At 72.4% G+C, this 25,691-nt stretch carries 22 protein-coding genes; 5 read left to right on the top strand and 17 right to left on the bottom strand.

What is annotated here, in order from left to right:
* The 3 genes from ACTHJJ_RS16830 to smc all read right to left on the bottom strand — a co-directional run.
* The coding region (locus ACTHJJ_RS16830) for an alpha-amylase family glycosyl hydrolase (protein ID WP_440304099.1) at nucleotides 1-422 on the bottom strand (422 nt) is incomplete at its 3' end.
* Complete coding sequence (glgX, locus tag ACTHJJ_RS16825) at nucleotides 419-2,563, bottom strand: glycogen debranching protein GlgX (RefSeq protein ID WP_440304098.1); 2,145 nt, start codon at nucleotides 2,561-2,563, stop codon at nucleotides 419-421. The genes ACTHJJ_RS16830 and glgX, both read right to left, overlap by 4 nt.
* A 55-nt stretch (nucleotides 2,564-2,618) precedes the next feature.
* Nucleotides 2,619-6,203 carry a chromosome segregation protein SMC gene (gene smc, locus ACTHJJ_RS16820; RefSeq protein ID WP_440304097.1) on the bottom strand — a complete coding sequence of 1,195 codons (3,585 nt, stop codon included), beginning with the start codon at nucleotides 6,201-6,203 and terminating at the stop codon, nucleotides 2,619-2,621.
* A gap of 93 nt (nucleotides 6,204-6,296) precedes the next feature.
* Between smc and ACTHJJ_RS16815 the strand changes: the two genes are divergently transcribed.
* Nucleotides 6,297-6,902, top strand: a complete 606-nt coding sequence (locus ACTHJJ_RS16815) for a VOC family protein (RefSeq protein WP_440304096.1) — start codon at nucleotides 6,297-6,299, stop codon at nucleotides 6,900-6,902.
* Nucleotides 6,903-6,907: 5 nt separating this feature from the next.
* Complete coding sequence (locus tag ACTHJJ_RS16810; RefSeq protein WP_440304095.1) at nucleotides 6,908-7,537, top strand: MSMEG_1061 family FMN-dependent PPOX-type flavoprotein; 630 nt, start codon at nucleotides 6,908-6,910, stop codon at nucleotides 7,535-7,537.
* Here the strand turns inward: ACTHJJ_RS16810 and ACTHJJ_RS16805 are convergent.
* A complete protein-coding gene (locus tag ACTHJJ_RS16805; RefSeq protein WP_440304094.1) occupies nucleotides 7,534-7,854 on the bottom strand; it encodes a chorismate mutase in 321 nt (106 codons plus the stop codon). The genes ACTHJJ_RS16810 and ACTHJJ_RS16805 overlap by 4 nt on opposite strands.
* A gap of 80 nt (nucleotides 7,855-7,934) precedes the next feature.
* On the opposite strand from ACTHJJ_RS16805, the gene ACTHJJ_RS16800 reads away from it, so the two are divergent.
* On the top strand, nucleotides 7,935-9,542 hold the full coding sequence (locus tag ACTHJJ_RS16800) for a hypothetical protein (RefSeq protein ID WP_440304093.1): 1,608 nt from the start codon (nucleotides 7,935-7,937) through the stop codon (nucleotides 9,540-9,542).
* Between the two features lie 11 nt (nucleotides 9,543-9,553).
* Here ACTHJJ_RS16800 and ACTHJJ_RS16795 read toward each other — a convergent pair whose 3' ends face one another.
* Nucleotides 9,554-9,835 (bottom strand): acylphosphatase, encoded by a 282-nt coding sequence (locus tag ACTHJJ_RS16795; protein WP_440304092.1) that lies wholly within the window; start codon nucleotides 9,833-9,835, stop codon nucleotides 9,554-9,556.
* Between the two features lie 134 nt (nucleotides 9,836-9,969).
* Between ACTHJJ_RS16795 and ACTHJJ_RS16790 the strand changes: the two genes are divergently transcribed.
* Nucleotides 9,970-12,012 carry an acyltransferase family protein gene (locus ACTHJJ_RS16790; protein WP_440304091.1) on the top strand — a complete coding sequence of 681 codons (2,043 nt, stop codon included), beginning with the start codon at nucleotides 9,970-9,972 and terminating at the stop codon, nucleotides 12,010-12,012.
* Between the two features lie 85 nt (nucleotides 12,013-12,097).
* Here ACTHJJ_RS16790 and ACTHJJ_RS16785 read toward each other — a convergent pair whose 3' ends face one another.
* The 3 genes from ACTHJJ_RS16785 to ACTHJJ_RS16775 all read right to left on the bottom strand — a co-directional run bounded on the left by ACTHJJ_RS16785 (nucleotide 12,098) and on the right by ACTHJJ_RS16775 (nucleotide 15,546).
* Nucleotides 12,098-12,598 (bottom strand): lamin tail domain-containing protein, encoded by a 501-nt coding sequence (locus ACTHJJ_RS16785; protein ID WP_440304090.1) that lies wholly within the window; start codon nucleotides 12,596-12,598, stop codon nucleotides 12,098-12,100.
* Nucleotides 12,599-12,760: 162 nt separating this feature from the next.
* Nucleotides 12,761-13,609, bottom strand: coding sequence for an MOSC domain-containing protein (locus ACTHJJ_RS16780; RefSeq protein ID WP_440304089.1), 849 nt, complete (start codon nucleotides 13,607-13,609; stop codon nucleotides 12,761-12,763).
* Nucleotides 13,606-15,546 (bottom strand): M3 family metallopeptidase, encoded by a 1,941-nt coding sequence (locus tag ACTHJJ_RS16775; RefSeq protein WP_440304088.1) that lies wholly within the window; start codon nucleotides 15,544-15,546, stop codon nucleotides 13,606-13,608. Before ACTHJJ_RS16775 ends, ACTHJJ_RS16780 begins: the two co-directional genes overlap by 4 nt.
* 313 nt (nucleotides 15,547-15,859) lie before the next feature.
* Between ACTHJJ_RS16775 and ACTHJJ_RS16770 the strand changes: the two genes are divergently transcribed.
* A complete protein-coding gene (locus tag ACTHJJ_RS16770; protein ID WP_440304087.1) occupies nucleotides 15,860-17,119 on the top strand; it encodes an NAD(P)/FAD-dependent oxidoreductase in 1,260 nt (419 codons plus the stop codon).
* A gap of 104 nt (nucleotides 17,120-17,223) precedes the next feature.
* On the opposite strand, the gene mutM is transcribed toward ACTHJJ_RS16770, so the two are convergent.
* The 9 genes from mutM to ACTHJJ_RS16725 form a co-directional block, all read right to left on the bottom strand.
* Nucleotides 17,224-18,081: a bifunctional DNA-formamidopyrimidine glycosylase/DNA-(apurinic or apyrimidinic site) lyase gene (gene mutM, locus ACTHJJ_RS16765; protein WP_440304086.1), complete on the bottom strand. Its 858-nt coding sequence runs from the start codon at nucleotides 18,079-18,081 to the stop codon at nucleotides 17,224-17,226.
* A 6-nt stretch (nucleotides 18,082-18,087) separates the two neighbouring features.
* Complete coding sequence (rnc, locus tag ACTHJJ_RS16760) at nucleotides 18,088-18,834, bottom strand: ribonuclease III (protein ID WP_440304085.1); 747 nt, start codon at nucleotides 18,832-18,834, stop codon at nucleotides 18,088-18,090.
* Between the two features lie 7 nt (nucleotides 18,835-18,841).
* Nucleotides 18,842-19,036, bottom strand: coding sequence for a 50S ribosomal protein L32 (gene rpmF, locus ACTHJJ_RS16755; protein ID WP_440304084.1), 195 nt, complete (start codon nucleotides 19,034-19,036; stop codon nucleotides 18,842-18,844).
* Between the two features lies 1 nt (nucleotide 19,037).
* Nucleotides 19,038-19,613, bottom strand: coding sequence for a YceD family protein (locus ACTHJJ_RS16750; RefSeq protein WP_440304083.1), 576 nt, complete (start codon nucleotides 19,611-19,613; stop codon nucleotides 19,038-19,040).
* A 133-nt stretch (nucleotides 19,614-19,746) separates the two neighbouring features.
* On the bottom strand, nucleotides 19,747-20,244 hold the full coding sequence (gene coaD, locus ACTHJJ_RS16745) for a pantetheine-phosphate adenylyltransferase (RefSeq protein WP_440304082.1): 498 nt from the start codon (nucleotides 20,242-20,244) through the stop codon (nucleotides 19,747-19,749).
* A 10-nt stretch (nucleotides 20,245-20,254) separates the two neighbouring features.
* Nucleotides 20,255-20,836: a 16S rRNA (guanine(966)-N(2))-methyltransferase RsmD gene (gene rsmD / locus ACTHJJ_RS16740; RefSeq protein ID WP_440304081.1), complete on the bottom strand. Its 582-nt coding sequence runs from the start codon at nucleotides 20,834-20,836 to the stop codon at nucleotides 20,255-20,257.
* 4 nt (nucleotides 20,837-20,840) lie between these two features.
* Complete coding sequence (locus ACTHJJ_RS16735; RefSeq protein ID WP_440304080.1) at nucleotides 20,841-23,063, bottom strand: ATP-dependent DNA helicase RecG; 2,223 nt, start codon at nucleotides 23,061-23,063, stop codon at nucleotides 20,841-20,843.
* Between the two features lie 2 nt (nucleotides 23,064-23,065).
* The gene (locus ACTHJJ_RS16730; RefSeq protein WP_440304079.1) at nucleotides 23,066-24,754 is read right to left on the bottom strand and encodes a DAK2 domain-containing protein; all 1,689 of its coding nucleotides are present in this window, start codon (nucleotides 24,752-24,754) and stop codon (nucleotides 23,066-23,068) included.
* Between the two features lie 72 nt (nucleotides 24,755-24,826).
* Nucleotides 24,827-25,600 (bottom strand): fructosamine kinase family protein, encoded by a 774-nt coding sequence (locus ACTHJJ_RS16725; protein ID WP_440304078.1) that lies wholly within the window; start codon nucleotides 25,598-25,600, stop codon nucleotides 24,827-24,829.
* Nucleotides 25,601-25,691: the final 91 nt, after the last annotated feature.

Below are 25,691 nucleotides of genomic sequence, written 5' to 3'. Positions count from 1 at the left end.
AGGACCGGCAGGACGACGCGCTCCTCGCCTGCCTCCCAGTCGACGTCGAACCAGCCCGCGTAGCGGGACGCACGGCCTTCCTTGAGGACCGACCACAGCGGCCGGTTGAGGTTCTCAGGCACGGGCACGGCCATGTGGTTGGGCACGACGTCGACGACGATGCCCAGCCCGGCCCGTCGCGCGGCGGCCACCAGCCGCGACCACCCCGACTCGCCCCCGATGGCGTCCGCGACCAGGGTGTGGTCGACGACGTCGTAGCCGTGGGTCGAGCCGGCCGTCGCCTGGAGCACCGGCGAGAGATAGAGGTGGGTGGCCCCGAGCGCTGCGACGTCGTCGACGACGGCAGCCGCATCGTCGAGCGTGAACTGCGGCTCGAGCTGGAGGCGGACCGTCGACGTCGGCACGCCGTGCGCAGCCGTCACGGTGCGGCGACCTCCGCAGGCTCCCGCGGGCACCTGAGCACGACGACGCTGCGGCCCTCGACCTCGACCTTCCAGTCGGGCTCGAGCTGCTCGGCCGTCATCTCCCCCGCCGTGTTGATCTCGGGCAGCCACACCTGCCCCCACTCCTCGTCGGGAATGGTGAAGGTGATCGGCTCAAAGTGGGCGTTGAACATGATGAGGAAAGAGTCGCCGAGGATCGTCTGCCCGCGGGGGTCCGGCTCAGGGATGGCGCCGCCGTTGAGGAAGACCATGAGCGACTTCGCGAGGCCGTTGCTCCAGGCCTGGTCGTCCATGTGTTCGGCGCTCGGCGTGAACCAGGCGATGTCGCCGAGGTCGCTCTCGCCGCCGTGGTCGGCGCTGCCGGCGAAGAAGCGGCGCCGCTGGAAGACGGGGTTCTCACGCCGGAGCCGGACGACGGACCGGGTGAACTCGAGCAGCGCCGTCTGCTCCTCGTCGAGCTCCCAGTCCACCCAGCTGATCTCGTTGTCCTGGCAGTAGCCGTTGTTGTTGCCGAGCTGCGTCCGGCCGAGCTCGTCGCCGTGGCTGATCATCGGCACGCCCTGCGAGACCAGGAGCGTCGTGAGGAAGTTGCGCTGCTGCCGGGCCCGCAGCGCCAGCACGCCGGGGTCGTCCGTGGGCCCCTCGACACCGCAGTTCCACGACCGGTTGTGGCTCTCGCCGTCCTGCCCGCCGTCGCCGTTGGCCTCGTTGTGCTTGTCGTTGTACGAGACGAGGTCGCGCAACGTGAACCCGTCGTGCGCGGTGACGAAGTTGATCGAGGCGATCGGCTTGCGTCCGGTGTGCTCGTAGAGGTCGCTGCTGCCCGTGAGCCGGGAGGCGAACTCGCCGAGCTCGCCGCCCTCGCCCCGCCAGAAGTCGCGGACGGTGTCCCGGTACTTGCCGTTCCACTCAGTCCAGAGGGGCGGGAACCCGCCGACCTGGTAGCCGCCGTCCCCGACGTCCCACGGCTCGGCGATGAGCTTGACCTGGCTGATGACCGGGTCCTGCTGGATGAGGTCGAAGAAGGCGGACAGCTTGTCGACCTCGTGGAACTGCCGGGCCAGGGTCGCGGCGAGGTCGAACCGGAAGCCGTCGACATGCATCTCGGTCACCCAGTAGCGCAGCGAGTCCATGACGAGCTGCAGGACGTGCGGGCTGCGCATGAGCAGGGAGTTGCCCGTGCCGGTCGTGTCGTAGTAGTGCGCGAGGTCGTCACTGACCAGGCGGTAGTAGCGCTCGTTGTCGAGGCCGCGGAAGGCGAGGGTGGGCCCGAGCTCGTTGCCCTCGGCCGTGTGGTTGTAGACCACGTCGAGGATGACCTCGATGTCGGCGGCGTGCAGGGCCTTGACCATGCCCTTGAACTCGAGCACCTGCTCACCCAGCTGACCGCTGGAGGAGTACTCGTTGTGGGGTGCCAGGAAGCCGATCGTGTTGTAACCCCAGTAGTTGCGCAGACCACGGTCAAGGAGGAACCCGTCCTGGACGAACTGGTGCACGGGCATCAGCTCGATCGCGGTGATGCCGAGCGAGGTGAGGTGATCGATGCTCGCCGGATGGGCGACTCCCGCGTAGGTCCCCCTGATCTGCTCGGGGATCTCGGGGTGCAGCCGGGTCAGGCCCTTGACGTGCGCCTCGTAGATGACGCTCTCGTGGTAGTCGTGCCGAGGCGGCCGGTCGTCGCCCCAGTCGAAGAACGGGTTGGTGACGACGGAGAGCATCGTGTGCCCGAGGCTGTCGGTGCCCTCCGGCTCCGGGCGCAGCGCCGCCTCGTGGTCTCCGAGAGGATAGGAGAAGGTCGCCTGGGTGCTGTCCGGCTGGCCGACGATCGCCTTGGCGTAGGGATCGAGCAGGAGCTTGGCCGGGTTGCACCGGTGCCCCTCCGCGGGCTCGTACGGCCCATGGATGCGGAAGCCGTAGCGCTGCCCGGGGTGGACGTAGGGGACGTAGCCGTGCCAGACGAAGGCGTCGACCTCGGGCAGGTCGATGCGGGTCTCACTGAGATCGTCGCCGATGAGGCACAGCTCGACCCGGGTCGCCACCTCGGAGTAGACGGCGAAGTTGACCCCGGTCCCGTCGTAGGTGGCACCCAGTGGATACGACTTGCCCGGCCAGATCTCCATCCGCCCTCTTTCGTTGTGTCGCGGACTTCGGAGTTCGGAGACTACTCCGCGAGGTTCAGGCCGGCTGCTCCGCGACGTCGCGCAGCCGCTGGCTCACGACCGTCGTGACACCGTCGCCGCGCATGCTTACCCCATAGAGGGCGTCCGCAATCTCCATCGTCTTCTTCTGGTGGGTGATGACGATGAGCTGAGAGCTGTCGCGCAGCTCCTCGAAGAGGGTGATGAGCCGGCCGAGGTTCGCGTCGTCGAGGGCCGCCTCGACCTCGTCCATGATGTAGAACGGCGACGGCCGCGCCTTGAAGATCGCGACGAGCAGGGCCACGGCGACGAGCGAGCGCTCGCCACCGGAGAGGAGCGAGAGCCGCTTGATCTTCTTGCCCGGGGGCCGGGCCTCCACCTCGAGGCCGGTCGTGAGCATGTTGGCCGGGTCCGTGAGCACGAGGCGGCCCTCGCCTCCGGGGAAGAGCCGCTGGAAGACCCGCTCGAACTGCACGGCGGTGTCCGCGAACGCCTCGGCGAAGACCTTCTCGACGCGCTCGTCGACCTCCTTGACGATGTCGAGCAGGTCGCGCTTGGAGTTCTTGAGGTCCTCGAGCTGCTCGGTGAGGAACTTGTGCCGCTCCTCGAGCGCCGCGAACTCCTCGAGGGCGAGCGGGTTGATCCGCCCGAGGGCGTTCAGCTTGCGCTCGGCCTGGCGCAGCCGCTTCTCCTGCGCCTCGCGGACGTAGGGCACGGGGTCGGGCGCGGGCGCGTCGGGGTCCGCGGAGGGGTCGGGCACGAACGGGACGAGCTGGTGCGGGCCGAACTCCTCGACGAGAGCCTCCGGCGAGATGCCGAGCTCCTCGACGGCCTTGGCCTGCAGCTGCTCGATCCGGAGCCGCTGCTGCGTGCGCGCGACCTCGTCGCGGTGCGCCGTGTCGGTCAGCTCGCGCAGCTCTTCCTGGAGGGTCGCCATGTCGCGGCGGACGATCGCGAGCTCCGCGTCGCGCTCGGTCCGCTCCTGCTCCCCCTCCGCACGGACGGCCGCGGCACGCTCCGCCGAGCGGGTGAGCACGTCGTGGGCGTATGCCGCTGCCACCCGCACCGCCTCGGCCACCTTCGCCTCGCGGGCCCGACGTTCCCGCCGTGCGGCCAGGCGCTCGCGGGCCTGCTCCTCGGCGAGGGCGCTCCGCTCCAAGGAGTCGGCGCGGTCGCGCAGGGCCCGCGCGCGCTCCTCCCGCGTGCGCAGCCCGAGGCGCAGCTCGGTCTCGGCGGCCCGCGCCTCTCGGGCGAGGCCGTCGAGCCGGTCGCGCTCCTCGGTCGACGGCTCCGCCTCGTCCTCGCCCTCGACGCTCGCGGCCTCGAGCCGCTCGAGGAGCTCGGCGTGAGCCTCTGCGTCGGCCGCGCGGGCGCTCTCCGCATCGGCGATCGCGCGCTCGGTGCGCTCGACCTCGGCCCGGGCGGCTCGGACGGTCTGGCCGAGCGAGCCGAGCTTCTCCCCGATCGCGGCCATCCGGGCGTCGCTCTCGTTGAGCCGGTCCAGGGTCGCCTCGACGACCTCGGACAGCTCGGCTCTCGTCCGCTCAGCGCGGGCGATCTGGAAGCGGGCCTGCTCCGCCTCGCGGGTCGCCTGCTCGCCCTCGGCCTGCGCCTGCTCGAAGGCCGCCTGCACCTCGATCAGGCTCGGCGCCGAGCTGCTGCCACCTCGGACCCAGCCGGGGGCATAGACATCGCCCTCGGCCGTGACGGCGGTGACGCCCCGGTGGGTCCGCACGATGCGGGCAGCGACCTCGGCGTCGGGTGCCAGGGCGACCCGGTCGAGCACCTGCTCGAGGGCCGGGCGGATGATGTCGGGGCAGGTCACGACGTCGCGGGCCCAGCGGGCATCGCCGTCGAGAGCCGGCCAGGCGCCGGGGTCGACGGGCGTGGCGGACTCGGGGACGAGGAGGGTGGCCTGGCCGGCGTCGTCCTTGCGCAGGCTGGCGAGCGCCTCGGCGGCGTCGTCGAGCGAGCCGACGGCGAGCGCCTCGGCAGCCCGGCCGAGGGCCGCGGCGACGGCGTTCTCGAGGCCATGCTCGACGGTCACCAGCGAGGCGACGGACCCGATGATCCAGCCCTGCTCCTCGCCGGCGGCGGCGAGCAGGGCCGCGGCCCCGTCCTTGCGCGAGAGGCTGAGCTCCAGCGCCTCGGCCCGGGCGAGAGCCGTGGAACGGGCCCGGTCGGCGGCGGCCTCGGCCTGCCGCCACTGGGCGAGCTCTGCCTCGGCGGCCTCGAGCCGTTCGGCGGCCTCCTCGTAGGCGCTGTCGAGGCCGTGCTCGCCTTCCTCGTCCGCGGCGACGGTCGCCTCGAGCCGGGCGAACTCCTGCTCCGCCTCGGCGGCGCGGGCGGCCGCCTGCTCGACGCTGGCCCGCAGCCGGGCGATCTCTGCCTCGCGGGCCTCGATCCGGGAGGCCTTGGCGCCGACCTGGCCGGCGAGCTTGGCCAGGCCCTCGCGGCGGTCGGCGGCCGCGCGGGCCGCCCGTGCCAGCCGGCTGGTCTCCTCGGCGTGCGCGCGTTCCGCGTCGTTGCGCGAGAGCACCGTCTCCTCGAGGGTCGCCTTCAGCTCGGCGATCTCCTCGAGCAGCATGGCCTCCTGCTCGCGGACCTCGGCGGCCTGCTCGCGCAGGGCGACCGGGCCGCGTGACGACTCCCCCTCCCCCTCGTCGCCGGGGTCCTCGGAGAGCAGACGCACCCGCTCGGTGGCGAGGCTGTGCGTCGCCGCCATCCGTTCGACGAGCCGGCCGAGGGCAGCCCACTGGTCATGGGCGAGGGCGAGGGCCGGCCGGGCCTGCTCCGCCGCGGCTTCGAGCCTCGCCAGTCGCCCCGCGAGGTCGCGCAGCGCCTCCTCGACCTCCTCACGCCGCTGCAGGAGGGCACTCTCGTCGGCGACCTCCTGCTCGAGGGTGGAGGTCAGCTGGATCAGGTCGTCGGCGAGCAGCCGGAGCCTGGCGTCGCGGGCGTCGGCCTGGATCACCGCGGCCTTGCGGGCTGTCTCTGCCTGGCGCCCCAGCGGCCCGAGCTGCCGGCGGATCTCACCGGTGAGGTCGTGGACCCGGGTGAGGTTCGCCTCCATCGTCTCGAGCTTGCGCAGCGCCCGTTCCTTGCGCTTGCGGTGTTTGAGGACGCCGGCGGCCTCCTCGATGAAGCCGCGCCGCTCCTCGGGCGTCGCGCGCAGGACGGTGTCGAGCTGACCCTGCCCGACGATGACGTGCATCTCGCGGCCGATTCCGCTGTCGGAGAGCAGCTCCTGGCTGTCGAGCAGCCGGCAGGGGGTGCCGTTGATGGCGTACTCGGAGCCGCCGTTGCGGAACATGGTCCGCGAGATCGTCACCTCGGTGTAGTCGATCGGCAAGGCGCCGTCGGTGTTGTCGATGGTCAGTGTCACCTCGGCCCGCCCGAGCGGGGCCCGCCCAGCGGTGCCGGCGAAGATGACGTCCTCCATCTTCCCGCCGCGCAGCGACTTGGCACCCTGCTCGCCCATCACCCACGCGAGCGCGTCGACGACGTTGGACTTGCCGGATCCGTTCGGCCCGACGATGCAGGTGATGCCGGGCTCGAGACGCATCTGGGTCGCCGAGGCGAAGGACTTGAAGCCCTTCAGGGTGAGGCTCTTGACGTACACGAACCTTGCTTTCTGTGCGGAAGATCCCGGTCAGCCTAACGGCCAGCACGTGCTCCACCCGTGCAGGCGCCCCGGCGCGTAGGCTCACGAGCCATGCCCACCACGACGACGCTCGACCACCTCGTCGTCGCGACGAACGACCTGGAGGCGGGGCGGGACTGGTTGGAGCGGAAGGTCGGCTGCCCGCTCGAGCCGGGTGGGCGGCATACGGACTACGGCACCCACAACCTCCTGCTGTCCCTCGGACCCGGCGCCTACCTCGAGCTCATCGCGCCGGAGCCGGGCACCACACCCGGGCGGGCGCGCTGGTTCGAGCTCGACACGCCGGCGATGCGGGAGCGGCTCGCCCCGGGGCCGGCGCTCGTCCACTGGGTGGCGCGGGTCGAGTCCCTCGCAGGGGTACCCGAGGTCCGGGAGCTGACCCGCGGCCCGAACCGCTGGGCGCTCACCGTCCCCGATGACGGGTCGCTGCCCCTGGGTGGCGTGGCCCCGTCGCTCATCCAGTGGCACACCCCGCCCCCGTCGGAGGCGCTCCCCGACCGAGGCGTCCGGCTCGAGGAGCTGGTCCTGGCGACGCCCGACCCGACCGCCCTCGAGGCGCAGCTGAACGGCGTCGACGTCCCCGTCCGCGTGGTGGCGGGCCCCACAGGGCTGCGCGCACGACTCACGACGCCGCACGGCCACACCGAGATCGGATGATGACGATGAACGACGAGCACGCCGTGACGAGCCTCGAGCGGCTCCGCGAGGTCTACCCGAGCGCCCCGAGCCCCGTCTCGATCGCCAAGGAGACGGCCGTCCTCACACCCGCCTACGCCGAGATCGTCCGGGCCGCGCCCTTCGTCGTCATCGCGACGGCCGGCCCGCACGGCCTCGACCAGTCGCCGCGCGGTGACGCCCCCGGCTTCGTCGAGGTGCGCGACGAACGGACCATCGCGATCCCCGACCGGAGCGGCAACAACCGGCTCGACACGCTGTCGAACCTGGTGCGCGACCCGCGGATCGGTCTCCTCTTCCTCGTGCCGGGCCTCGGCGAGGAGCTACGGGTCCGCGGCACGGCGGTCATCTCGACCGACCCTGCGGAGCTGGCACGGCACGCCGTCCAGGACCGGGCGCCGGCCTCACTCATCGTCGTGAGCGTGGAGCGCGTCTTCTTCCAGTGCACCCGCGCCGTGCGGCGCGCACGCCTGTGGGACGTGGAGTCGCGCGTGCCGCCGACCAGCCTCCCGACGGCGGGGCGGATGACGCTCGAGGCGCGCGGTTTCGACACGGCCGCGCAGGCCGAGGCGTACGACGCCGAGCTGCCTTCCCGGCAGGAGGCGACCCTCTACTAGGGCTGGGTCTCAGCCGCGGGGGTGGCTTCCGCGGCGGCGATCCGCTCGTGGTGGTGGATCACCTCGGCGATCACGAAGGCGAGGAACTTCTCGGCGAAGACCGGGTCGAGGCCGGAGTCGTGAGCGAGGGCCCGGAGACGGGCGATCTGCTGCTCCTCACGGGCGGGGTCGGCGGGCGGCAGGTTCTCGCGGGCCTTGAGGAGCCCGACCTTCTGGGTGCACCGGAACCGCTCGGCGAGCATGTGGATGATCGCCGCGTCGATGTTGTCGATGCTGCGGCGCAGGTCGGCCAGCTCGGCGGGGAGCTCGGTGCTCATCCCGGAAGCCTAGGTGGATCGTGGCGTCGACCTCGGGATGTTCCGGACTGCGGACCCTGTCATCCCTAGACTTCGCGGCCATGGAAGGTGTTGTCGGCGCGGCCGTCGTGGTGGTCGTAGGGCTGGTCCTGCGGTGGGTTCGCGAGTCGGTCAGGCCCCGCAGCGCGCTGCGGCGTGCGCGGGAGGGACGGCCCGTGACCGTGCACGGCCGGCTGCAGGTCGAGCCGATCCCTGACGGCCTCGCCCCCGCGCGGCGACGCGCACGCACCGCGGCACACCGAGCCGAGCGGGCCGTCCTCGAGCGCGTCGGGGGCGACGTGCACATCATCACGCCGGGGCGGCACTGGGCGCTTCCGGTTCGCGGCCTGCAGGAGGCGACGGGTCGCACCTGGATCGACGAGCGCGAGGGCGAGCAGAGGTGGTCCATCCGGCTGCAGGCTCCCGGAGGCGGGCAGGGCACGCTGACCATCACGGCTGCCTGGCAGCCCGTGCTCGCAGCGGTGGCGGGGGCACCGACCGGCTCTGCCGTCTCGGCAGGGGTGATGCGGCCGGCTGGCGTGACCGGTGGTCAGCAATCCCGGGCGCATGCCCGGCCCCCGCTCCCGCGCTGGGCCACCTGGACCGGCGGGCTTGCCGCCTGCTTCCTCGGGACGTGGCTCTTCCTGCTCGTGCGGACCACCGAGCGCGTCTCGCCGGTGCTCGCCGTCGACGGCGGAAACTCAGCGTGCTGGGTCGAGTGGGTCGAGGCCGGGCGGACCTTCCGGGGCGCCCCCAGCTGTGATGCCGATCCGATGCCCACCGTCGGGGAGCCGATCAGCTACCTGACGACACCATGGCCCGTGCAGGGCAACGCGTGGGACACGGAACTGCCGGCGGTCCTTGCCACCCTGCTCGCACTGGTCGTCGCCGTCACGCTGATCCGCGTCCTGGTCGCTCTCGTCGCCGCACGTGGACGTTCCCGCGACGCCGTGATGGTCTCGGTCCTGGGGGCGGCCGCCGGTGGTCACGTGGCGGCGCCGGCCGACAGCGATGAGCTCGACCTGGCCGGGCTCATCGACCGGGCGAGCGCAGACCTCGGCTGGGACGACGTGCCGGAGAAGCATCCCGGCGATGTCCGGCCCTCCTGGTGGCTCGACGTGCGACGGGGTTGGCAGGGTGCACCGCGATGGCCGCTCTTCGTCACCGTCGGCGCCTCGTGTGTGGCACTCTCCGACGATGGCGCCCCGACGAGGCTGACCTGGGTCGCCGGCGGCATTGCAGTCCTGTCCCTGGCCTGGGTGCTGTGGCGGACAGCCTCGATCGTCATGGGGTTGCGCCCCACCTGGGACCAGCCGTTCACGAGCGAGTGGGCATTCCGGTCGGTCCAGGACGCGACCGGCCACTGGGTGCTTCTCCTCTTCCTGGGCGCGACCCCGCACTGGAGCGTGGCGATGCCGGGGCGTCCGCCGCTGCGGGGCACCTGCCTCGTGCGGGGCGACCTCGAGGACGGCGGCTCGGTCCACGCGCGGATCGGTGCTGACCTCTGGTTGCCCGCAGGTGCCGTGCGGCGCTGCGACGACGAGCTGCGCACGATCCTGAGACAGGACCTCTGCTTCCAGCTGGCCGGTGACCCGGACGCGGACCTCGAGCGTCTGGACCGTGCCCTCCGCGCCGGCCGCGGCTCGGACGGGAGCGCGACCGGGCCATAGGCGAGGACTGCTCAGCGCTCGACGAACCCCGAGACTCCGTCCTTCGGGCCGTTCCACTGGGTCGTGACGCTCTCGACGCGCCCGGGCCGCCCGCTCGTCGTCGGCTGCTCGGCCAGGAGAGTCTCGAGGCGCTCGACGGCCGGCCGGTCACCCTGTGCGACGACCTCGACCCGACCGTCCGCCATGTTGCGCGCGTGCCCGGCGAGCCCGAGCTCGAGCGCCCGGGCCCGGGTCCACCACCGGAAGCCGACGCCCTGGACGGCACCTCTGACGAAGATCGTGGCCCGCACCATGACCACGACAATAGGCCGCTGCCTGGCCACCTCGGCACAGGCCCGCGTGGCACCGCGACGATGTCCCCGGTCGTCCTTATGCTCGCTGGCAGCACCACCGGCACCAGCGACCAGGGGCCACGGAAGGGAGCGACGTGACGACGTCGACCGGAGTCCGGGCGGGCGGAGAGGACCGCTCGGTCGATGCCCCGACGCCGTCCTCCGCGACAGCGGGGGCGACTTCGGGGGGCCGATCCGCGCGGATCCCTGGTCTCGACGGGCTCCGCGCCGTCGCGATTCTCGCTGTCCTCCTCTACCACCTCGACGCGTCGTGGTTGCCCGGCGGCTTCCTCGGGGTCGACGTGTTCTTCGTCGTCTCGGGGTTCCTCATCACGACCCTGCTGGTGCGCGAGCTGCAGTCGACCGGACGGGTGGCCCTCGGATCGTTCTGGCTGCGGCGCGCCCGGCGGCTGATCCCGGCCCTCGTGCTGACCGTCGCAGTGAGCATCCTCATCGCCCGGGTCGTGTCCTCGGACCTGCTCGTCCAAGCGGGCAGACAGGTGCTGGGCGCTCTCACGTTCTCGACGAACTGGGTCGAGATCACCGCGGGCTCCAGCTACTTCGACCAGACAGCGCCGCAGCTGTTCATGAACTTCTGGTCACTCGCCGTCGAGGAACAGTTCTATCTCGTCTGGCCACTGGTCACGCTGCTCCTCGTGCGGTTTGCCCGACCGCGCACCCGGGTCGCCCTGACCCTCGCGATGGCCGCCGCATCGACCGCCCTCATGGCCGCCCTGTTCACACCGGGCGCCGACGCGACGCGGGTCTACTACGGCACCGACACCCACCTCATGGGCCTCATGCTGGGCGCTGCACTCGCCTTCGCCTGGACGAGTCCGGCCCTCGCGCTCAGGGTGCGACCGTCGGCGTGGGGCGCCGGCGCCCGGTTCGCGGTGCCCTCCGCCGCCGCGATCCTCGCCCTACTCCTCGTCATCCTCGACGAGGAGCGTGCGGCGACGTTCCGGGGCGGCATCACGCTCGCCTCGCTCGCGACCGCCGTGCTGGTCGCCGGCCTGCTCGACCGAGGCGGGTCCCGCGCGGCTCTCTGGCAGCGGCTCGCCGACCACCCCGTCCTCACCTGGGTCGGGATCCGCTCCTACGCCATCTACCTCTGGCACTGGCCGGTCATCCTCCTCGTCTCGGGAGACCTTCCGTCCGTGCCCGGCACCACCCAGCACGCGCTCACCCGGGCGTGGGCGGTGCTCGTCACCGTCGCCCTCGCCGACCTCACCTTCCGGCTGGTCGAGACGCCGTTCCGGCAGCGCGGGTTCAAGGGGGTCGCCGGGCGCGTCTTCGACCGCACGGTCAGCTGGTCCGTCGGCGCCCGGAGGGCCATTGTGGCGACCGTGACCGCTGCCGGCCTCGTCATGGCGGTCGTCATCCTCACCGCTCCGGAGCAGTCGGAGACGGCTCGGATGCTCGAGGCGAACGCTGCCCGCGCGCAGGTGGGCGCTCCCCCGAGCGCACCCTCGGTCACTGCAGCCCCGACAGCGTCGTCCACGCCGTCGCCGCCTGCGAGCACCGCCTCGCCGTCGACCACGACAAGCACGCCCTCCCCCTCCGGCGACAAGGGCAGCCAGGGCACCGGTCAGGGCGGGGCCAAGACGACCTTCGCCATGCCGACCGGCGCTGAGATCGACGGCTACGGCGACTCGATGATGGTCGGCAGCGTTCACGCCCTGGACTACTACTTCCCCGGTATCCGCATGGACGCCAAGTCCAACCGGCGCTGGTCCGACGGGCTCGCCGCCGTCAAGGCACGCGGCAAGGACAACCGCCGCGCCGTCGTCCTCGCGTTCGGGACCAACGCCGGCGTCGACGTCGCTGGCGCAGAGGCGGTCATCAAGGCCCTCGGCCCGCAGCGGATGATCGTCCTGGTCAACCTCATGGGACCGTTCGGGCGGATCGACGACGACAACGCGAAGTTGTCGGACCTCGCGAAGAAGCACGCCAACGTCATCGTCGCGGACTGGGCCAATGCCGTGCGCGACCATCCGGACCAGCTCCAGTCCGACCGCATCCACCCCAGCCTCAAGGGCTCCCACCTCTTCGCGAAGGTGGTCCGTCAGGCCCTGGCAGACCTGTCTGAGCGGCACACCGGCAAGAAGGTGCCCCTGAAGGACCTGCCGATCCCGTGACCCCGGCTCGAGGGGGACGCCGGCTCAGCGGCACAACCCGTCGAAAGGCCACTGCCGACACATGACCAGCGCGGCAGGTATGGCGTCAGCTGCACTTCTTGACGCCGCTGGGCACCGGCTTGTAGGTGCACTTCTGCACCAGCGTGCCGCCACTCGTGCGCAGCACGGCGTCGTCGCCGGTGTTGTTCCAGATGTAGGTCGGCTTCTGCCAGAAGAGCGTCGCCCCGGTGTTGCGTCCGGTGCCCGACCGGAGCGTGATCGTCGCGCCCGCCTTGAGGACGGTGCCGCGCGGCACGACGTACTGCCAGGTGTAGGCCTTGCCCTTCGATCCCCGGTCGTGCACCCGCCAGCCACCGATGTTGACCGACGTCCGACCGACGTTCTTGATCTGGATGTACTCCTTGTTGCGGTAGGCGTTCGAGGCCCGGTCGGGGCCGGGCTGGTCGGCCACCCACGTCGTGAACCGCACCGCCGGCGTCGCGGCCTCGGCCGGGGCGCCGACGGTGAGCGCGAGGCCGGTGGCGGCGAGCACCGCCGCCGCGAGGCGGATCGGGCGCGCGAGAGGCAGGCGGCGAGGAACGGACACGTGAGTTCTCCTGGGGTGGTGCTGCGGCTCTGGCCGACCGGCTCCCCGCCGGTCCGGGACGACCCTAGTGGTGAACCGCCCGCCGCACGGGCGAATCCACGCAGACCGGGCCGACGGACCGCACCCGGCCCGACGACGTGGCATACGGCGGGGAGACCGGGGTCAGGCGGCGGTGCGCCCCGAGACCCGCACCACGTCACCGACGGTCAGCACCGCGTCGTCCAGCAGGGGCAGCACCGGCGTGAGCCGGATGCCGAACCACGTCTCACCGTCCCACTTGCGGTGCCGGGCCAGCGTGCGGATCGGCTCCTTCGAGGTCCGCAGCGTCTCCCGGTCGATGGTGGTCATGACGCACCGGTCGCAGACCATGGTCCGGCGGAAGGGCACGCCTCCCATCGTCACCTCGTCCCAGTCGTCCTCGGCGAACGGCGTCTCGCCGTCGACGACGACGTTCGGGCGGAACCGGTCGTGGCCGATCGCCTCTGCGCCGCCCTCGGCCAGCCACTCGTTGAGCCGCCGCAGGGACGCCTCCGTCGTGAGCAGCAGGGGCGCCGCGTCGGCGAGCGAGTTGACGTCCTCGGGGCGGCCACCGAGCTCCGGGCGGATGGGGCGGCGTGACTCGTCGTCCTGCCACACGAGCCGGACCGCTCGGTCCAGGCGCGCCGAGAGCCATGCGGCCACCTCGTCCCCGGCCGGTCGCGCGGTTCCCTGGCCGCGGTGGCTCACCGGCACCGGTGCCGCCTCACGGGGTGGCTCGACGCGGATCGCGGCACCGGAGCGGTCCGTCAGGCGCACCGCGCCGTCGGGCAACGGCGACGCGGTCAGCCCGAGCAGGCCGTGCGCCTCACGCGCCGTCACCTTCTCGCCCGTCGGGTCGACGATCCCCCATCTCCGGTCGCCGGCCAGCCCGCGCGCAGCGACGCCGGCCGAGTCGCACGCGACACCCGCAAGCGACTTGACCGGGTAGAGGTGCAGGCTGCAGACCCGCGCGACCGGGACCGTCGTGCTCACTCCCCGAGCCAGGCGGCATACGCGTCGAAGGTGTAGGGCCGCCCCAGGAAGTCGGCCACGAGGTCGGCAGCGTCGCGGCGGCCGCCCTGGGCGAGCACCTTGTCGCGGTAGGCGCGCGCCACCTCGGGGTCGAAGAGGTCCTGGCGGTCGAAGGCCGAGAACATGTCCTTGGCGATGACGAGCGACCACATGTACGTGTAGTACGCCGAGCTGTAGCCGTCGAGGTGCCCGAAGTGGCACTGCATGTGGGTGGCCTCGATGTACGGGAGGACCGAGTAGCGCCCCATGAGCTCACGCAGCCGCGCCGTCAGATCCGGCGTCTCGTGGACGTGGAAGTCGTAGGACAGCGCCGCGTAGAACATCTGGGTCCGCGCGTCATAGCCCTTGCCGAAATCGTCGGCCTCACGCATCGCGGCGACGAGGTCCGCCGGGATCGTCTCCCCCTCGGCGTTGCGCGCGAACGTCCCGAGGACGTCGGCGTCCCACGCCCACTCCTCGAGCATCTGGCTCGGCGCCTCGACGAAGTCCCACTCGGTCGCGACCCCGGAGAAGCGGACCCACTCCTGGTCGCCGCCGAGGACGTGGTGGACGAGGTGGCCGAACTCGTGGAAGAGGGTGACGACCTCGTCGTGCTCCATCAGCCCGCGGTTGAAGTTGCAGACGAGCACGCCCTCTGGCAGCTGCACCCCGCGCAGCCCACGGACGAGGTCGAACTGCGCCGCGTGCTTGTACTTGCCGTCCCGCGGGTGCAGGTCGAGGTGGATCCGGCCGATCCGCTCACCGTCCTTCGCGACGTCGTAGGTTGCGACGTCGGCGTGCCACGTGCCCGCGTCGCCCTGCGCGACCGGCGTCCAGTCGAGCCCGAAGAGCCGGCCCGTCACGTCGAGCAGGCCCTGCCGGACCGCCTCGAAGGGGAAGTACGTGCGGACCCGCTGGGCGTCCACGGCGTGCTGCTCCTTGCGGACCAGCTCGGCGTAGTACGTCGCGTCCGCGCCGTCGATGTCGGTCGCGTCCGGACGGTCCTGGCGCAGCCGCTCGAGGAGCACCGCCTTGTCCCGCTGGGCCCGCTCCCCCGACAGCGCGGTGATCCGGTCGATGAACTCGCCGATGGCGTCGCCGGTCTTGATCATCTTGACCTCGGCGTCGAAGTCGGCCCATGTCGCGTAGCCGAGCAGCGAGGCGTGCTCGCGCCGGACCGCGAAGAGCTTCTGGAGCACCTCGTCGTTCGCGGGCCACGCGATCGTCAGGAACTGCGTCACGAGCTCGCGCCGCGCCTCGGCGTCGTGCGCGAAGGTGCGGAAGGGGATGACGTCCGGGTAGTCGGTCGTGACGGTGACGAGGCCGTCGTCATCGGCCGGATGTGCGTCGATCCAGTCCTGCGGCATCCCGGCGAGCTGCTCGGGCCGGACCCGGATGCTGCGGACGTCCTCGCGGATGTTCTTGCTGAACTCCTGGCTCAGCAGGATCGCCTGCTCGGACAGCTCGCGCAGCCGCGCGCGGGTCGCCTCGTCCCGGTCGACTCCCGAGCGGCGGAAGTCTCGCAGGGTGTGCTCGAGCACCCGGGAGGCGTCGGCGTCGAGGCCGCTCCCGTCGAGCTCGGCGAAGACGGCGTAGAGCTCGGTGTCGAGGCCGAGGTCGGTGTCGAGCTTCTGCACCTCCTGCATGAGGCTCTCGGCGCGGTCCCGCACCTCGCGCTCGGGGTGCACCTCGGAGAAGAGCGACCCGATCGAGGCCGCGTTGCCGAGCGCGGTCTGGGCCTCGTTCCAGATCCGCAGCACCTCGCGGGCGTCGGCGGGCCGCTGCGCCTTGAGGTCGTCGACCAGCCGTCGCGTCTCGGCGAGCTGCGCGTCGCCGCGCTCCGCCATCCAGGGGAGCCAGTCGCCGGGGGTGGGCAGGGTCAGCAGGGTGGGCTCGGTGGCCGTGGGGTTCGCAGTCACAGGTGGAGCGTATGCCGCTCAGCCCGTCTGCGGCGAAGCGTTTGCTCCCGCCGCGGCCGAGCGCCCCGACCGACCCTCCGGTCGCTGAGCGCCCCGCCCCATCCGTACCGGCGCGCCACCCCGTCGAGTGAGCGCCCCACCCCATCCGTCGCACCGAACCCTGTGACCAGTGGGACGGACCGCTCGCTCGAGGTGGGAGGTGGCTGCTCGAGCGACGAGAAGGGCCACTCGAGCGACGAGAGGGGCCACCCGGCTGGGTAGGGGTGCACGGCAGCGGCCCGGCGGCACGCGGTCAGCGGCATACGATCGGGGCATGTCGATGCCGCGCCCCACCCTCGTCGTCGGAGCAGGGCAGGCCGGACTCGAGCTCGTGACGGCGCTGCGCGACCTCGGCGACACGGAGCCGATCGTCCTCGTCGGCGAGGAACCGGTGCCGCCCTACGACCGGCCGCCGCTCTCCAAGGGCTACCTGGCGGGGACACAGCGGCTGTCCGACATCGTCTTCCACCCCGAGCCGTGGTTCGCCGAGCAGGACATCGAGCTCGTGCTCGGCGACCCCGTCGCCAGGATCGAGCGGGACGGCGACCGCGGGTCGGCGACGACCGCCTCGGGGCGGGTCATCGAGTTCGGCCGGCTGGCCCTCGCGACCGGCTCGGCCAACCGGCGCCTGGCCCTGCCCGGGGCGGACCTCGACGCCGTCCTCGACCTACGCTCGGTCGCCGATGCCGACCGGCTCGGAGCCGTTCTCGACGGGCTGGCGACGGGCGGCAGGCTCGTCGTCATCGGCGGCGGGTTCATCGGGCTCGAGGTCGCGGCCGACGCACGTGCCAAGGGGGTCGACGTCACGGTCGTCGAGGCGGCCGAGCGGCTGCTCGGACGAGTCGTGTCGCCCCAGTTGTCCGAGTTCTACCTCGCCGCTCACCGTCGTCGCGGGACGGAGGTGCTCCTTCGCTCGACGGCCACCCGGATCGTGGCCGACGGGGTCGGCGTGGGTGCCGTGGAGCTCGCCGACGGACGGGTCGTCGAGGCCTCGGCGGTCCTCGTCGCCGTGGGCGCGGTGGCCCGCACCGAGCTCGCCGAGCAGCTCGGGCTCCAGGTCGACGGCGGGATCGTCGTCGACGAGCACGCGCTGGCCTCCGACGGCATGACCGTGGCAGTCGGCGACTGCACGAGCGTGCCGAATCCCTACACCCGCGGCACGCCGGGCCGGCTGCGGCTGGAGAGCACGCAGCATGCGTCGGACCATGCGCGGACCGCCGCGTCCACGCTCGTCGGCAGCGGGGCGGCATACACGAGCGTGCCGTGGTTCTGGTCCGACCAGGGCGAGCTGCAGCTGCAGATCAGCGGGCTCTACGCGGATGTCGACCGCACGGTCGTGCGCGGCGACCCGGAGACGGAGCGCTTCACCTTGCTCCATTACCGCGACGGGCTGCTCGTCGCCGCCGAGTGCGTCGGGACGCGACAGGACCACATCGCGGTCAAGCGCGGCCTCGAGAAGGGCATGACGATCGACCCGGACGCCGCGGCCGACCCCGGGGTGCCGCTGAAGCGGCTCCTCACGCCGGCGCCCTGACCCGGGCGACCGGCCGACCTCGAGAACTGACGTCGTTGCCGGTTCTCGTGGCGTTCCCGCCGGGGGCCTCGAGAACTGGCGTCGTCACCAGTTCTCGTGGAGCGTCAGGCCCGACGGACCCGTGGCCTCGGCTGGCAGTGCGGGCAGGAGTAGGACGACCGGTTCATGAACTGCTCACGGCGGATCGGCGCACCGCACCGGTCGCACGGGGTGCCCTCGCGACCGTAGGCGTGCAGGGACCGGTCGAAGTAGCCGCTCGCGCCGTTGACGTTGACGTAGAGCGCGTCGAAGCTCGTGCCGCCATGGCCGAGCGCCTCGGTCATCACGTCGCGCGCGTGGTCCAGGACGCGGTGCAGGGTCGGCTTGGTCAGGGTCGAGCAGAGCCGCTCGCCGTGGACCTGGGCGCGCCACAGCGCCTCGTCGGCGTAGATGTTGCCGATCCCCGAGACGAGGGACTGGTCGAGCAGCGCCCGCTTGACCGCGCTGTCGCGCCGCTTCATGGCGAGGACCACGGCCCGCTGGTCGAAGACCGGCTCGAAGGGATCCGGGGCGATGTGGGCGACGCTCGCCGGGACTCCACCGGGCCCGAGCGGTGAGAGCGCGAGCCCGCCGAAGGTGCGCTGGTCGACGAAGCGCAGCTGTGGGCCGCCGTCGGCGAAGTCGAGGCGCGCGTGGCAGTGCTTCTCGAGTGGGGCGTCGGCGGGCTCGACCAGCATCTGGCCGCTCATCCCGAGGTGGACGATGAGCGCCTCGTCCCGGTCGAGCTCGAGCCAGAGGTACTTGCCCCGGCGGCGGGCGGCTGTGATCTCGGCCCCGGAGATGCGGTCGGCGAGGTCCTGCGGGCCCGGCTCGTGCCGCCGGGCAACGCGCTCACCGGTGATCGTGGCGCGCTCGACCCGACGGCCCACGACGTGGTCGGCGAGGCCGCGGCGGACGACCTCCACCTCGGGGAGCTCGGGCATCGTCGCTCAGGAGACGGTCGTCGAGTCGGCGTCGAGGTGGTGCCAGGCCTGCTTGGCAGCCTTCTGCTCGGCTTCCTTCTTGCTGCGGCCGCGGCCCTCGCCGAGGACCCGCGCGCCGAAGACCACCTGGGCGTGGAACTCCTTCTCGTGGTCCGGCCCGGTCTCGTCGATGACGTAGTCGGGGCTGCCGAGCTCGGCCTCGGCGGCCTTCTCCTGCAGCGAGGTCTTCCAGTCGAGCCCGGCGCCGAGCTGGGCCGCGTCGGCGATGAGCCCGTCGAAGTGGTGGTGGACGAACCGACCGGCGCCCGCCATGCCCGCAGAGAGGAAGACCGTCCCGATGAGGGCCTCCATCGTGTCGGCGAGGATCGAGGCCTTGTCGCGCCCGCCGGTCGCCTCCTCGCCCTTGCCGAGCATGACGAACTGGCCGAGGTCGAAGGTGCGGGCGACCTCGGCGAGTGCCCGCATGTTGACGACGGCGGCACGCAGCTTGGCGAGCTGCCCCTCGGGCAGGTCCGGGTGGCGCAGGTAGAGCGTCTCGGTCACCACGAGGCCGAGGACGGAGTCACCGAGGAACTCGAGCCGCTCGTTGTTGGGCAGCCCGCCGTTCTCGTAGGCGTAGGACCGGTGCGTCAGTGCACGCAGGAGCAGCGGCTCGTCGACCTCCTGACCAACCACCTGGATGAGGTGGGCGACCAGGGGCTCGACGGGCCGCTGCGGGACCGCCGCGACACCCTGAAGTTCGGTGTCAGCCACGGGGCGTTCAGGCCTGGTGCTCGGTGCGCTCGGCCTCCGCGTACTGACGGCCGTTGTAGGTGCCGCAGTTGGGGCACGCGATGTGCGGCTGCCGCGGGGCGGAGCAGCGCGGGCAGGTGGTGAGCGCGGTCGGCGTAGCCTTCCAGTTCGCGCGACGCGAACGGGTGTTGGACCGCGACATCTTCCGCTTCGGGACAGCCACGTCAGTTCCTCTTCTCTTGCGGGTCGTCCCCCAGCAGTCCGCTGAGAGCCGACCACCGTGGGTCGATCACTTCATGATGGTGCTCCGGGTCGTCCGCGAGGCGGACACCGCACTGGGAACAGAGCCCAGGGCAGTCCTCCCGGCACACCGGCTGGAACGGCAGCGTCGGAACGACCGCGTCCCGGATGACGGGCTCGAGGTCGATCAGGTCGCCGACGAGCTCGTACACCTCGTCCTCGTCCGAGTCGGCACCCACCTTGTGGTGGTGCGCCGCCCGATCGGTGTAGGCGAACAGCTCCTGGAAGGTCCCTTCGACCGGCAGGTCGACGGGATCCAGGCACCGCACGCAGGCACCGGTCGCCGTGCCGCGGACCGAGCCCGTCACGAGCACGCCCTCGACGACGGACTCGAGCCGCACCTCGATCTCCACCGGCGCGCCGGCCTTGATCGAGATGATGTCGGTTCCGAGGTCCTCGGACAGCTCCACCGTCCGATGGAGCTCCTGCATCGTCCCGGGTCGCCGCGTCAGCTCTCTGGTGGTGATGACCAGGGGTGAGCGCGGGTCGAGGCGGTCCATGACTCCAGACGGTGGTTGACGGGTTCGGCCCCCGTCAGTGCAGACGTGGACCGACGGACAAGGTTACCGGAGCGGTGAGCGCCACCCAAATCAGGAGGCGCCGGGTCTGGTGCTCGCTCCTCCGGACGTGCCGTCAGCCCGGCCGGCCCACCCGCTCCACGAGCGCGTCGCGCACCGCGTCCGGGACCAGGCCGCTGATGTCACCGCCGTAGCGCACGACCTCCTTGATGAGCGAGCTCGACACGTGCTGCCACTCGGGCGCGGCGACGAGGAAGAGCGTCTCGACCCCGGTCAGGTGGTGGTTCATGTTCGCCATCGGCAGCTCGTAGGCGAAGTCGGTGCCTCCGCGCAGCCCCTTGACCATCGAAGCGGCCCCGACCTCGCGGCAGACGTCGACGACGAGCGTGTCGGCGAAGGCCTCGATCCGGACGTTGTCGAGGTCGCCGACCGCTGCCTTGAGCAGGTCGAGGCGCTCGTCGACCGTGAAGGTGCCTCGCTTCGACGGGTTGTGCAGGATCGCGACGACGACCTCGTCGAAGAGCCGGGCGGCGCGGGCGATCACGTCGATGTGCCCGTTCGTCACGGGGTCGTAGGAGCCGGGGCAGACGCAGCGGCGCGCGGAGGTCGTCACGGCCACCAACCTACGCGACGCCGTCGTCGAGCGGCGGCTCGGCGAACCAGACGGCGGTGTCTCCGTAGCGCTTCTCCCCCGACAGCTCGAGCCCCTTGGGCCAGGTCGGCTGGGGCGAGCGGGTCGAGCGTTCGACGACGACGAAGGCGTCGGGGGCGAGCCACTCGCGCTCGACAAGGGTCGTCAGCACCTCGCTGAGGGCCTCCTCGCGCACGTCGTAGGGCGGGTCGATGAGGACGAGATCCATCCGTATGCCGCTGGGCGGGCCTCCCGAGAGGACGCGCAGCACGGGGTCGGCGAGGACGCGTACGCCGGGGCGGCCGACCGTCTTGATGTTCTCGCGGATGACGGAGACGGCCTTGCGGTTCGACTCGACGAGCAGGACGAGCTCCGCGCCCCGGCTCGCTGCCTCGAGCCCCAGGGCGCCGGAGCCGGCGTAGAGGTCGAGCACGTGGGCCCCGGTCAGCAGGTGCCGGTGCTCGAGGCGGCTGAAGAGCGCCTCGCGGACGCGGTCGGAGGTGGGCCGGGTCGAGGCGCCCTCGGGGGTGCGCAGGCTCCGGCCGCCGGCGCTGCCGCTGATGATCCGGGTCATCGGCTCACCCGCGCTCGAGGAAGGCGGCCTGCTCCTCGTCGAGCCGGGTCGTGACGGCGGCCGCGAGGTCCGGGTGCTCGGCGAGGGTGGGGTCGGCGGCGACGATGGCGAAGGCGTCCTCACGCGCGTCGGCGATGATCTGCTCGTCCTCGCGCCGCCCGAGCCGCAGGTGGCGCACCGAGTTGCCGCGCCCGCTCTGCCGCGCGCAGAGCACGTCTCCCTCGCGGCGGAAGGTGAGGTCGAGGCGCGCGAGCTCGAAGCCGTCGGTCGTGCCGGCCACCGCATCAAGCCGCTCGGTGGCGGCCGTCCCCGGCGCCTGGGTCATGAGCAGGCAGAGGCCCGGGGCGCTGCCACGCCCGACGCGCCCCCGCAGCTGGTGCAGCTGGGAGATGCCGAACCGGTCGGCGTCGACGACGACCATGACGGTCGCGTTGGGCACGTCCACGCCGACCTCGATCACGGTCGTCGCCACGAGGACGTCGATCTCGCCGGCGCCGAAGGCCCGCATCGTCTCGTCCTTCGTCTCGGCGTCGAGCCGGCCGTGGAGCACCGCCATGCGGCAGCCGGAGAGGGCCGGGGTGGCGCGCAGCTGCTCCAACATCGCGTGGACGCCGGTCAGCTCCCTGGTCTCGGCGCCCTCGTCAGGGACGAGCTCCCAGTCGGTCGCCTCCTCGTCGGACGAGTCGCTCGAGGTGGGGAGGGCAGGGTCGAGGTCTCCGATCCGCGGGCACACGACATACGCCTGGTGCCCGGCGGCCACCTCCTCGGCGACCCGCTGCCACGTGCGGTCGACCCAGCCCGGCTTCTCCGCGTCGACGACGTGGGTGGTGATGGGCGAGCGGCCGCGGGGCAGCTCGCGCAGCGTCGAGGTCTCCATGTCACCGAAGACCGTCATCGCCACGGTGCGCGGGATCGGCGTCGCGGTCATGACGAGGACATGGGGCGGTCGGCCGGCCTTCTCGCGAAGGGCGTCCCGCTGCTCGACACCGAAGCGGTGCTGCTCGTCGACGACGACGAGCGCGAGGTCGGCGAACTGGACGTGCTTCTGGATGAGGGCGTGGGTGCCGATGACGATGCCGGCCTCGCCGGAGGCGGCGTCGAGCAGCGCGCGCTTGCGCGCGGCGGTCGACTGGCTGCCGGTCAGGAGGGCCACCTTCGTGCCGATGTCGCTGCCGCCCAGCATCCCACCCTCGGCGAGGTCGCCGAGCATCGCGCTGATGGACCGGAAGTGCTGCGCCGCGAGCACCTCGGTCGGCGCGAGGAGTGCCGCCTGGCCGCCGGCGTCGATGGCCGCGAGCATGGCACGCAGCGCGACGATGGTCTTGCCCGAGCCGACCTCGCCCTGCAGGAGTCGGTTCATGGGACGGTCGCTGGCGAGCTCCTGGGCCAGGACCTTGCCGATCTCCTGTTGGCCGGCGGTCAGCTCGAAGGGCAGCCGGGCGTCGAAGGCTGCGAGGAGGCCGCCGGGGCGTGGGAGCCGTGGCGTCGCCGGGACGGACTCGGCGGCACGGCGACGCTGGCCGAGGATCGCCTGAAGGGTCAGGGCCTCGTCGTACTTGAGCCGGGCCAGGCCACGCCAAGGCTGGTCCTCGACCGTGGGCCGGTGGACCAGCTCGAGCGCCTCTGCCCGCGTCATGAGGCCACGCTGCTGCCGGATGGCGGCCGGGACCGGATCGCGGACGCGGTCGACCGAGTCGAGGGCGAGCTCGACCATCCGCCGGATCGTGAAGGAGTAGATCTTGCCCGTGGCGGAGTAGACCGGGATCTGGTGCGTCTGGTAGCGCTCGACGAGCTCTGTGGCGTCGTCGGCGGCCGAGAAGAGCTCGTAGTCGGGGTGGGTCAGCTGGAACCGCTGGTGGTAGCGCCCGACGGTGCCCGCGAAGAAGCCGCGCACCCCGGGGTGGAGCTTCTGCTCGTGGCCATAGGCGGAGAAGAAGGTCAGGTCCAGCTCGTGGCCCCGGCCGTCGGACAGCACCACGGTCAGGAGCTTGCCCTTGCGCCCTCGCATCTGCCGCGAGGACGAGCGAGCGACCTCGGCGACGACCATGACGTCCTCGTCGGGGCGCAGCTCGGACAGGTCCGTCAGCTGGCCCGGCTGGAGGTAGCGGCGTGGTGTGTAGTCCAGCAGGTCGCCGACCGTGCGCAGGCCCTTGGCCTTGGCCAGCTGCTCCGCGTGCTGCTTGCGGACGAGCTTCGACAGCGGGGTCTGCTCGGTGACGACCGCCATGGTCACTCCACCCCCAGCAGGAGGGGGTAGACCGGTTGCCCACCACGCAGGACGGTCGACTCGACCTCCCGTCGCTCGTGGCGGGCCGCCTCGGCCACCGCCTCGCCGAGCTCGAGCGTCGCACCGTCGCCGACGAGGACCGTGAGCAGCTCGCCCCCGCTCGAGAGCAGACGCGCGCCCACGGCGGCCCCGACCTTGATGAGGTCGGAGCCGACGACGACGATGTCCTCGTCGACGATGCCGAGCACGTCGCCGGGCTCGCAGCGCCCGCCGGACGTCAGGGCGGGGCGGTCGGCGATCGTCACGGCGCCGTGCCGGGTGCCCGCGGCCGCGAACTGCATGGCGAGGACGTTGGCGCTGGCGGAGGCCGACGGCTCGAACACGGCGACGGCGGCGACCCCCTGGACCGGTGTTCGGGAGCGGACCACGAGCGTCTCGATGCCCTCGTCGGCCACGGCGCGGGCCGCCGCGGCGGCAGCGAGCTCGGTGTCGCCGTCGTTGGGCAGGACGATGACGCCGCGAGCGCCGGCTTCGTGCCGCTCACGGATCGCGGCGATGAGCTCGCCCGTGGTGGTCCGCTTGCCGGGCCCTGTCGGCAGGACCACCGCACCGACCTCTCGGAAGAGGTCCGCGAGGCCGTCGCCCGGGGCGCACGCGACGAGCCCCGGCCCCTCCGGCGCGGGCTGGACCGAGGGCAGCCGCCCGGTCGGGGACTGCTCCTGGGTGAGCCGGGTCACCCGGATGTCCCGGGGCCGGCCGGCCTCGATGCCGGCCTCGATGGCGGGGCCGATGTCGTCGACGTGGGCGTGCACGTTCCAGGTGCCGTCGGCCCCCGCGACGATGACCGAGTCACCGAGCTCGACCAGTCGGTCCCGCAAGGCGTCGGCGGTCGCGTCGGTCGCGTCGTCGAGCAGGTACATGACCTCGTACTCGGGGGCGGTCTCGTCCGCCTCCGGCTCGAGGTCGAGCGGGCTGGGCATCACCGCCGGCCCGAACGGCCGCAGTCCGCGGCGACCACTCTTGGCGAGGCTGAGGACCAGCCGGCCGTCGTCACCGGCGCAGAGCCGTTCGAGGCACTCGAGCAGCAGGACGAGGCCGGCGCCGCCGGCGTCGACGACTCCGGCACGCGCGAGCACGTCGAGCTGCTGCGGGGTGCGCTCGAGCGCGGACCTGCCCGACTCGAGGGCGGCGGCCGCCACCGCGTGCAGTCCGGACGCGGCCTCGGCACTGCCTGCCGCGGACGCGGCCCGGGAGACCGACAGGATGGTGCCCTCCCGGGGGTCGGTCACCGCTTCCCAGGCGCGCCGGTCGCCGACGACCAGACCCTTGGCCAGGGTGGCGCCGTCGATGACGGCCTCCCCCTGGCAGGCCTCGGCGAGGCCCCGGGCCAGCTGGGACAGGATGACGCCGGAGTTACCGCGGGCGGACCAGAGCAGGTTCTTCGCGAAGACGACGAGCAGGTCCCCGGCGCCGGTGTCGGCCGGCTCGGTGAGGGTTCGGTCGACCGCGCCATCGAAGGTGAGGAAGAGGTTGGTCCCGGTGTCGCCGTCGGGGACGGGGAACACGTTGAGCGCGTCGATCTCGGCCCGGCGGGCGGCGAAGGCCGACCGGACGAGCACGGCCCAGCGACGTACGGCATTGACGTCCAGGACCTCGAGTCCCTCCTCGGGCGTCGGCGCTGCGCCTGGCATGGTGTCCTTCCTGCGTGCTGCTGCACGGGCAGGCTACTGCGTCCCGCCGACGCGAGCGGGCACGTCTGCCGCTCAGCGGTAGCGCGCCGCCACCGCCACGAGCTCCACAGCGTATGACGGCCCGTGCGACACGGCATGCACGGCGAGGGGATGCAACTGGTGCAGGCCGATGAGGTCACGCCAGCCGTTCGGCAACGCGCCGGCCTCCGCGTAGCTGTCCAGGACGCGCTCGAGCCCCGGAGCGCCGAAGAGGGCCAGCATGGCGAGGTCGGTCAGCCCGTGGCCGCCGTGTGCCGCGGGGTCGATGAGGCACGCCCCGCCGGTCGCCCAGAGGACGTTGCCCGACCAGAGGTCGCCGTGGATCCGTGCCGGGGGACGGTCGTCGTCGAACTCGCCCGAGGCGATCCGGTCGCAGAGGTCGTCGAGGCCGGACAGGGCCCGCCCGTCGAGGTGACCGACACGTGCGGCGGCGTGCACGAAGGGTCGCACCCGCTGCTCGGCGTAGAACCGGCCCCACGAGGGCTCGGGCACGTTCGACTGGCCTTGCCGGCCGATCCAGGCGGGCCCCTCCCAGCCCTCCGGCGGCGACCCGAAGGCCGGCGCTCCTGCCCTATGCGTCGCGGCCAGGGATCGGCCCAGCTCGTCGGCCGCCTCCCGGGTGGGGCCGGAGACGTGCACCTGCTCGAGGTCGATGAAGCCCTCCCCCACGTCGAGCACGCGCACGATGCGCGTGCCGCCGTCCGCCTCCGCCTCGGCCAGCCAGCGCAGGCCGCATGCCTCCGCCTCGAAGAAGCCCGGCGGGGCGCCGGGGCGTTCCTTGCGGTGGCTCCTCGGCTCTCGCACCATCGCCCCACCGTAACGACGGCAGGGGTTCGCGACCGCTACCGTGATCGGGTCGTCGGTGCGACTGTGCCCGTTTTGGTCCCCGCGGCGGCCG

Origin of the sequence: Intrasporangium sp. (assembly GCF_051961875.1) — a bacterium.
Lineage (GTDB): Bacteria > Actinomycetota > Actinomycetes > Actinomycetales > Dermatophilaceae > Intrasporangium_A.
This window is presented reverse-complemented; position numbering and strand designations above follow the sequence as displayed.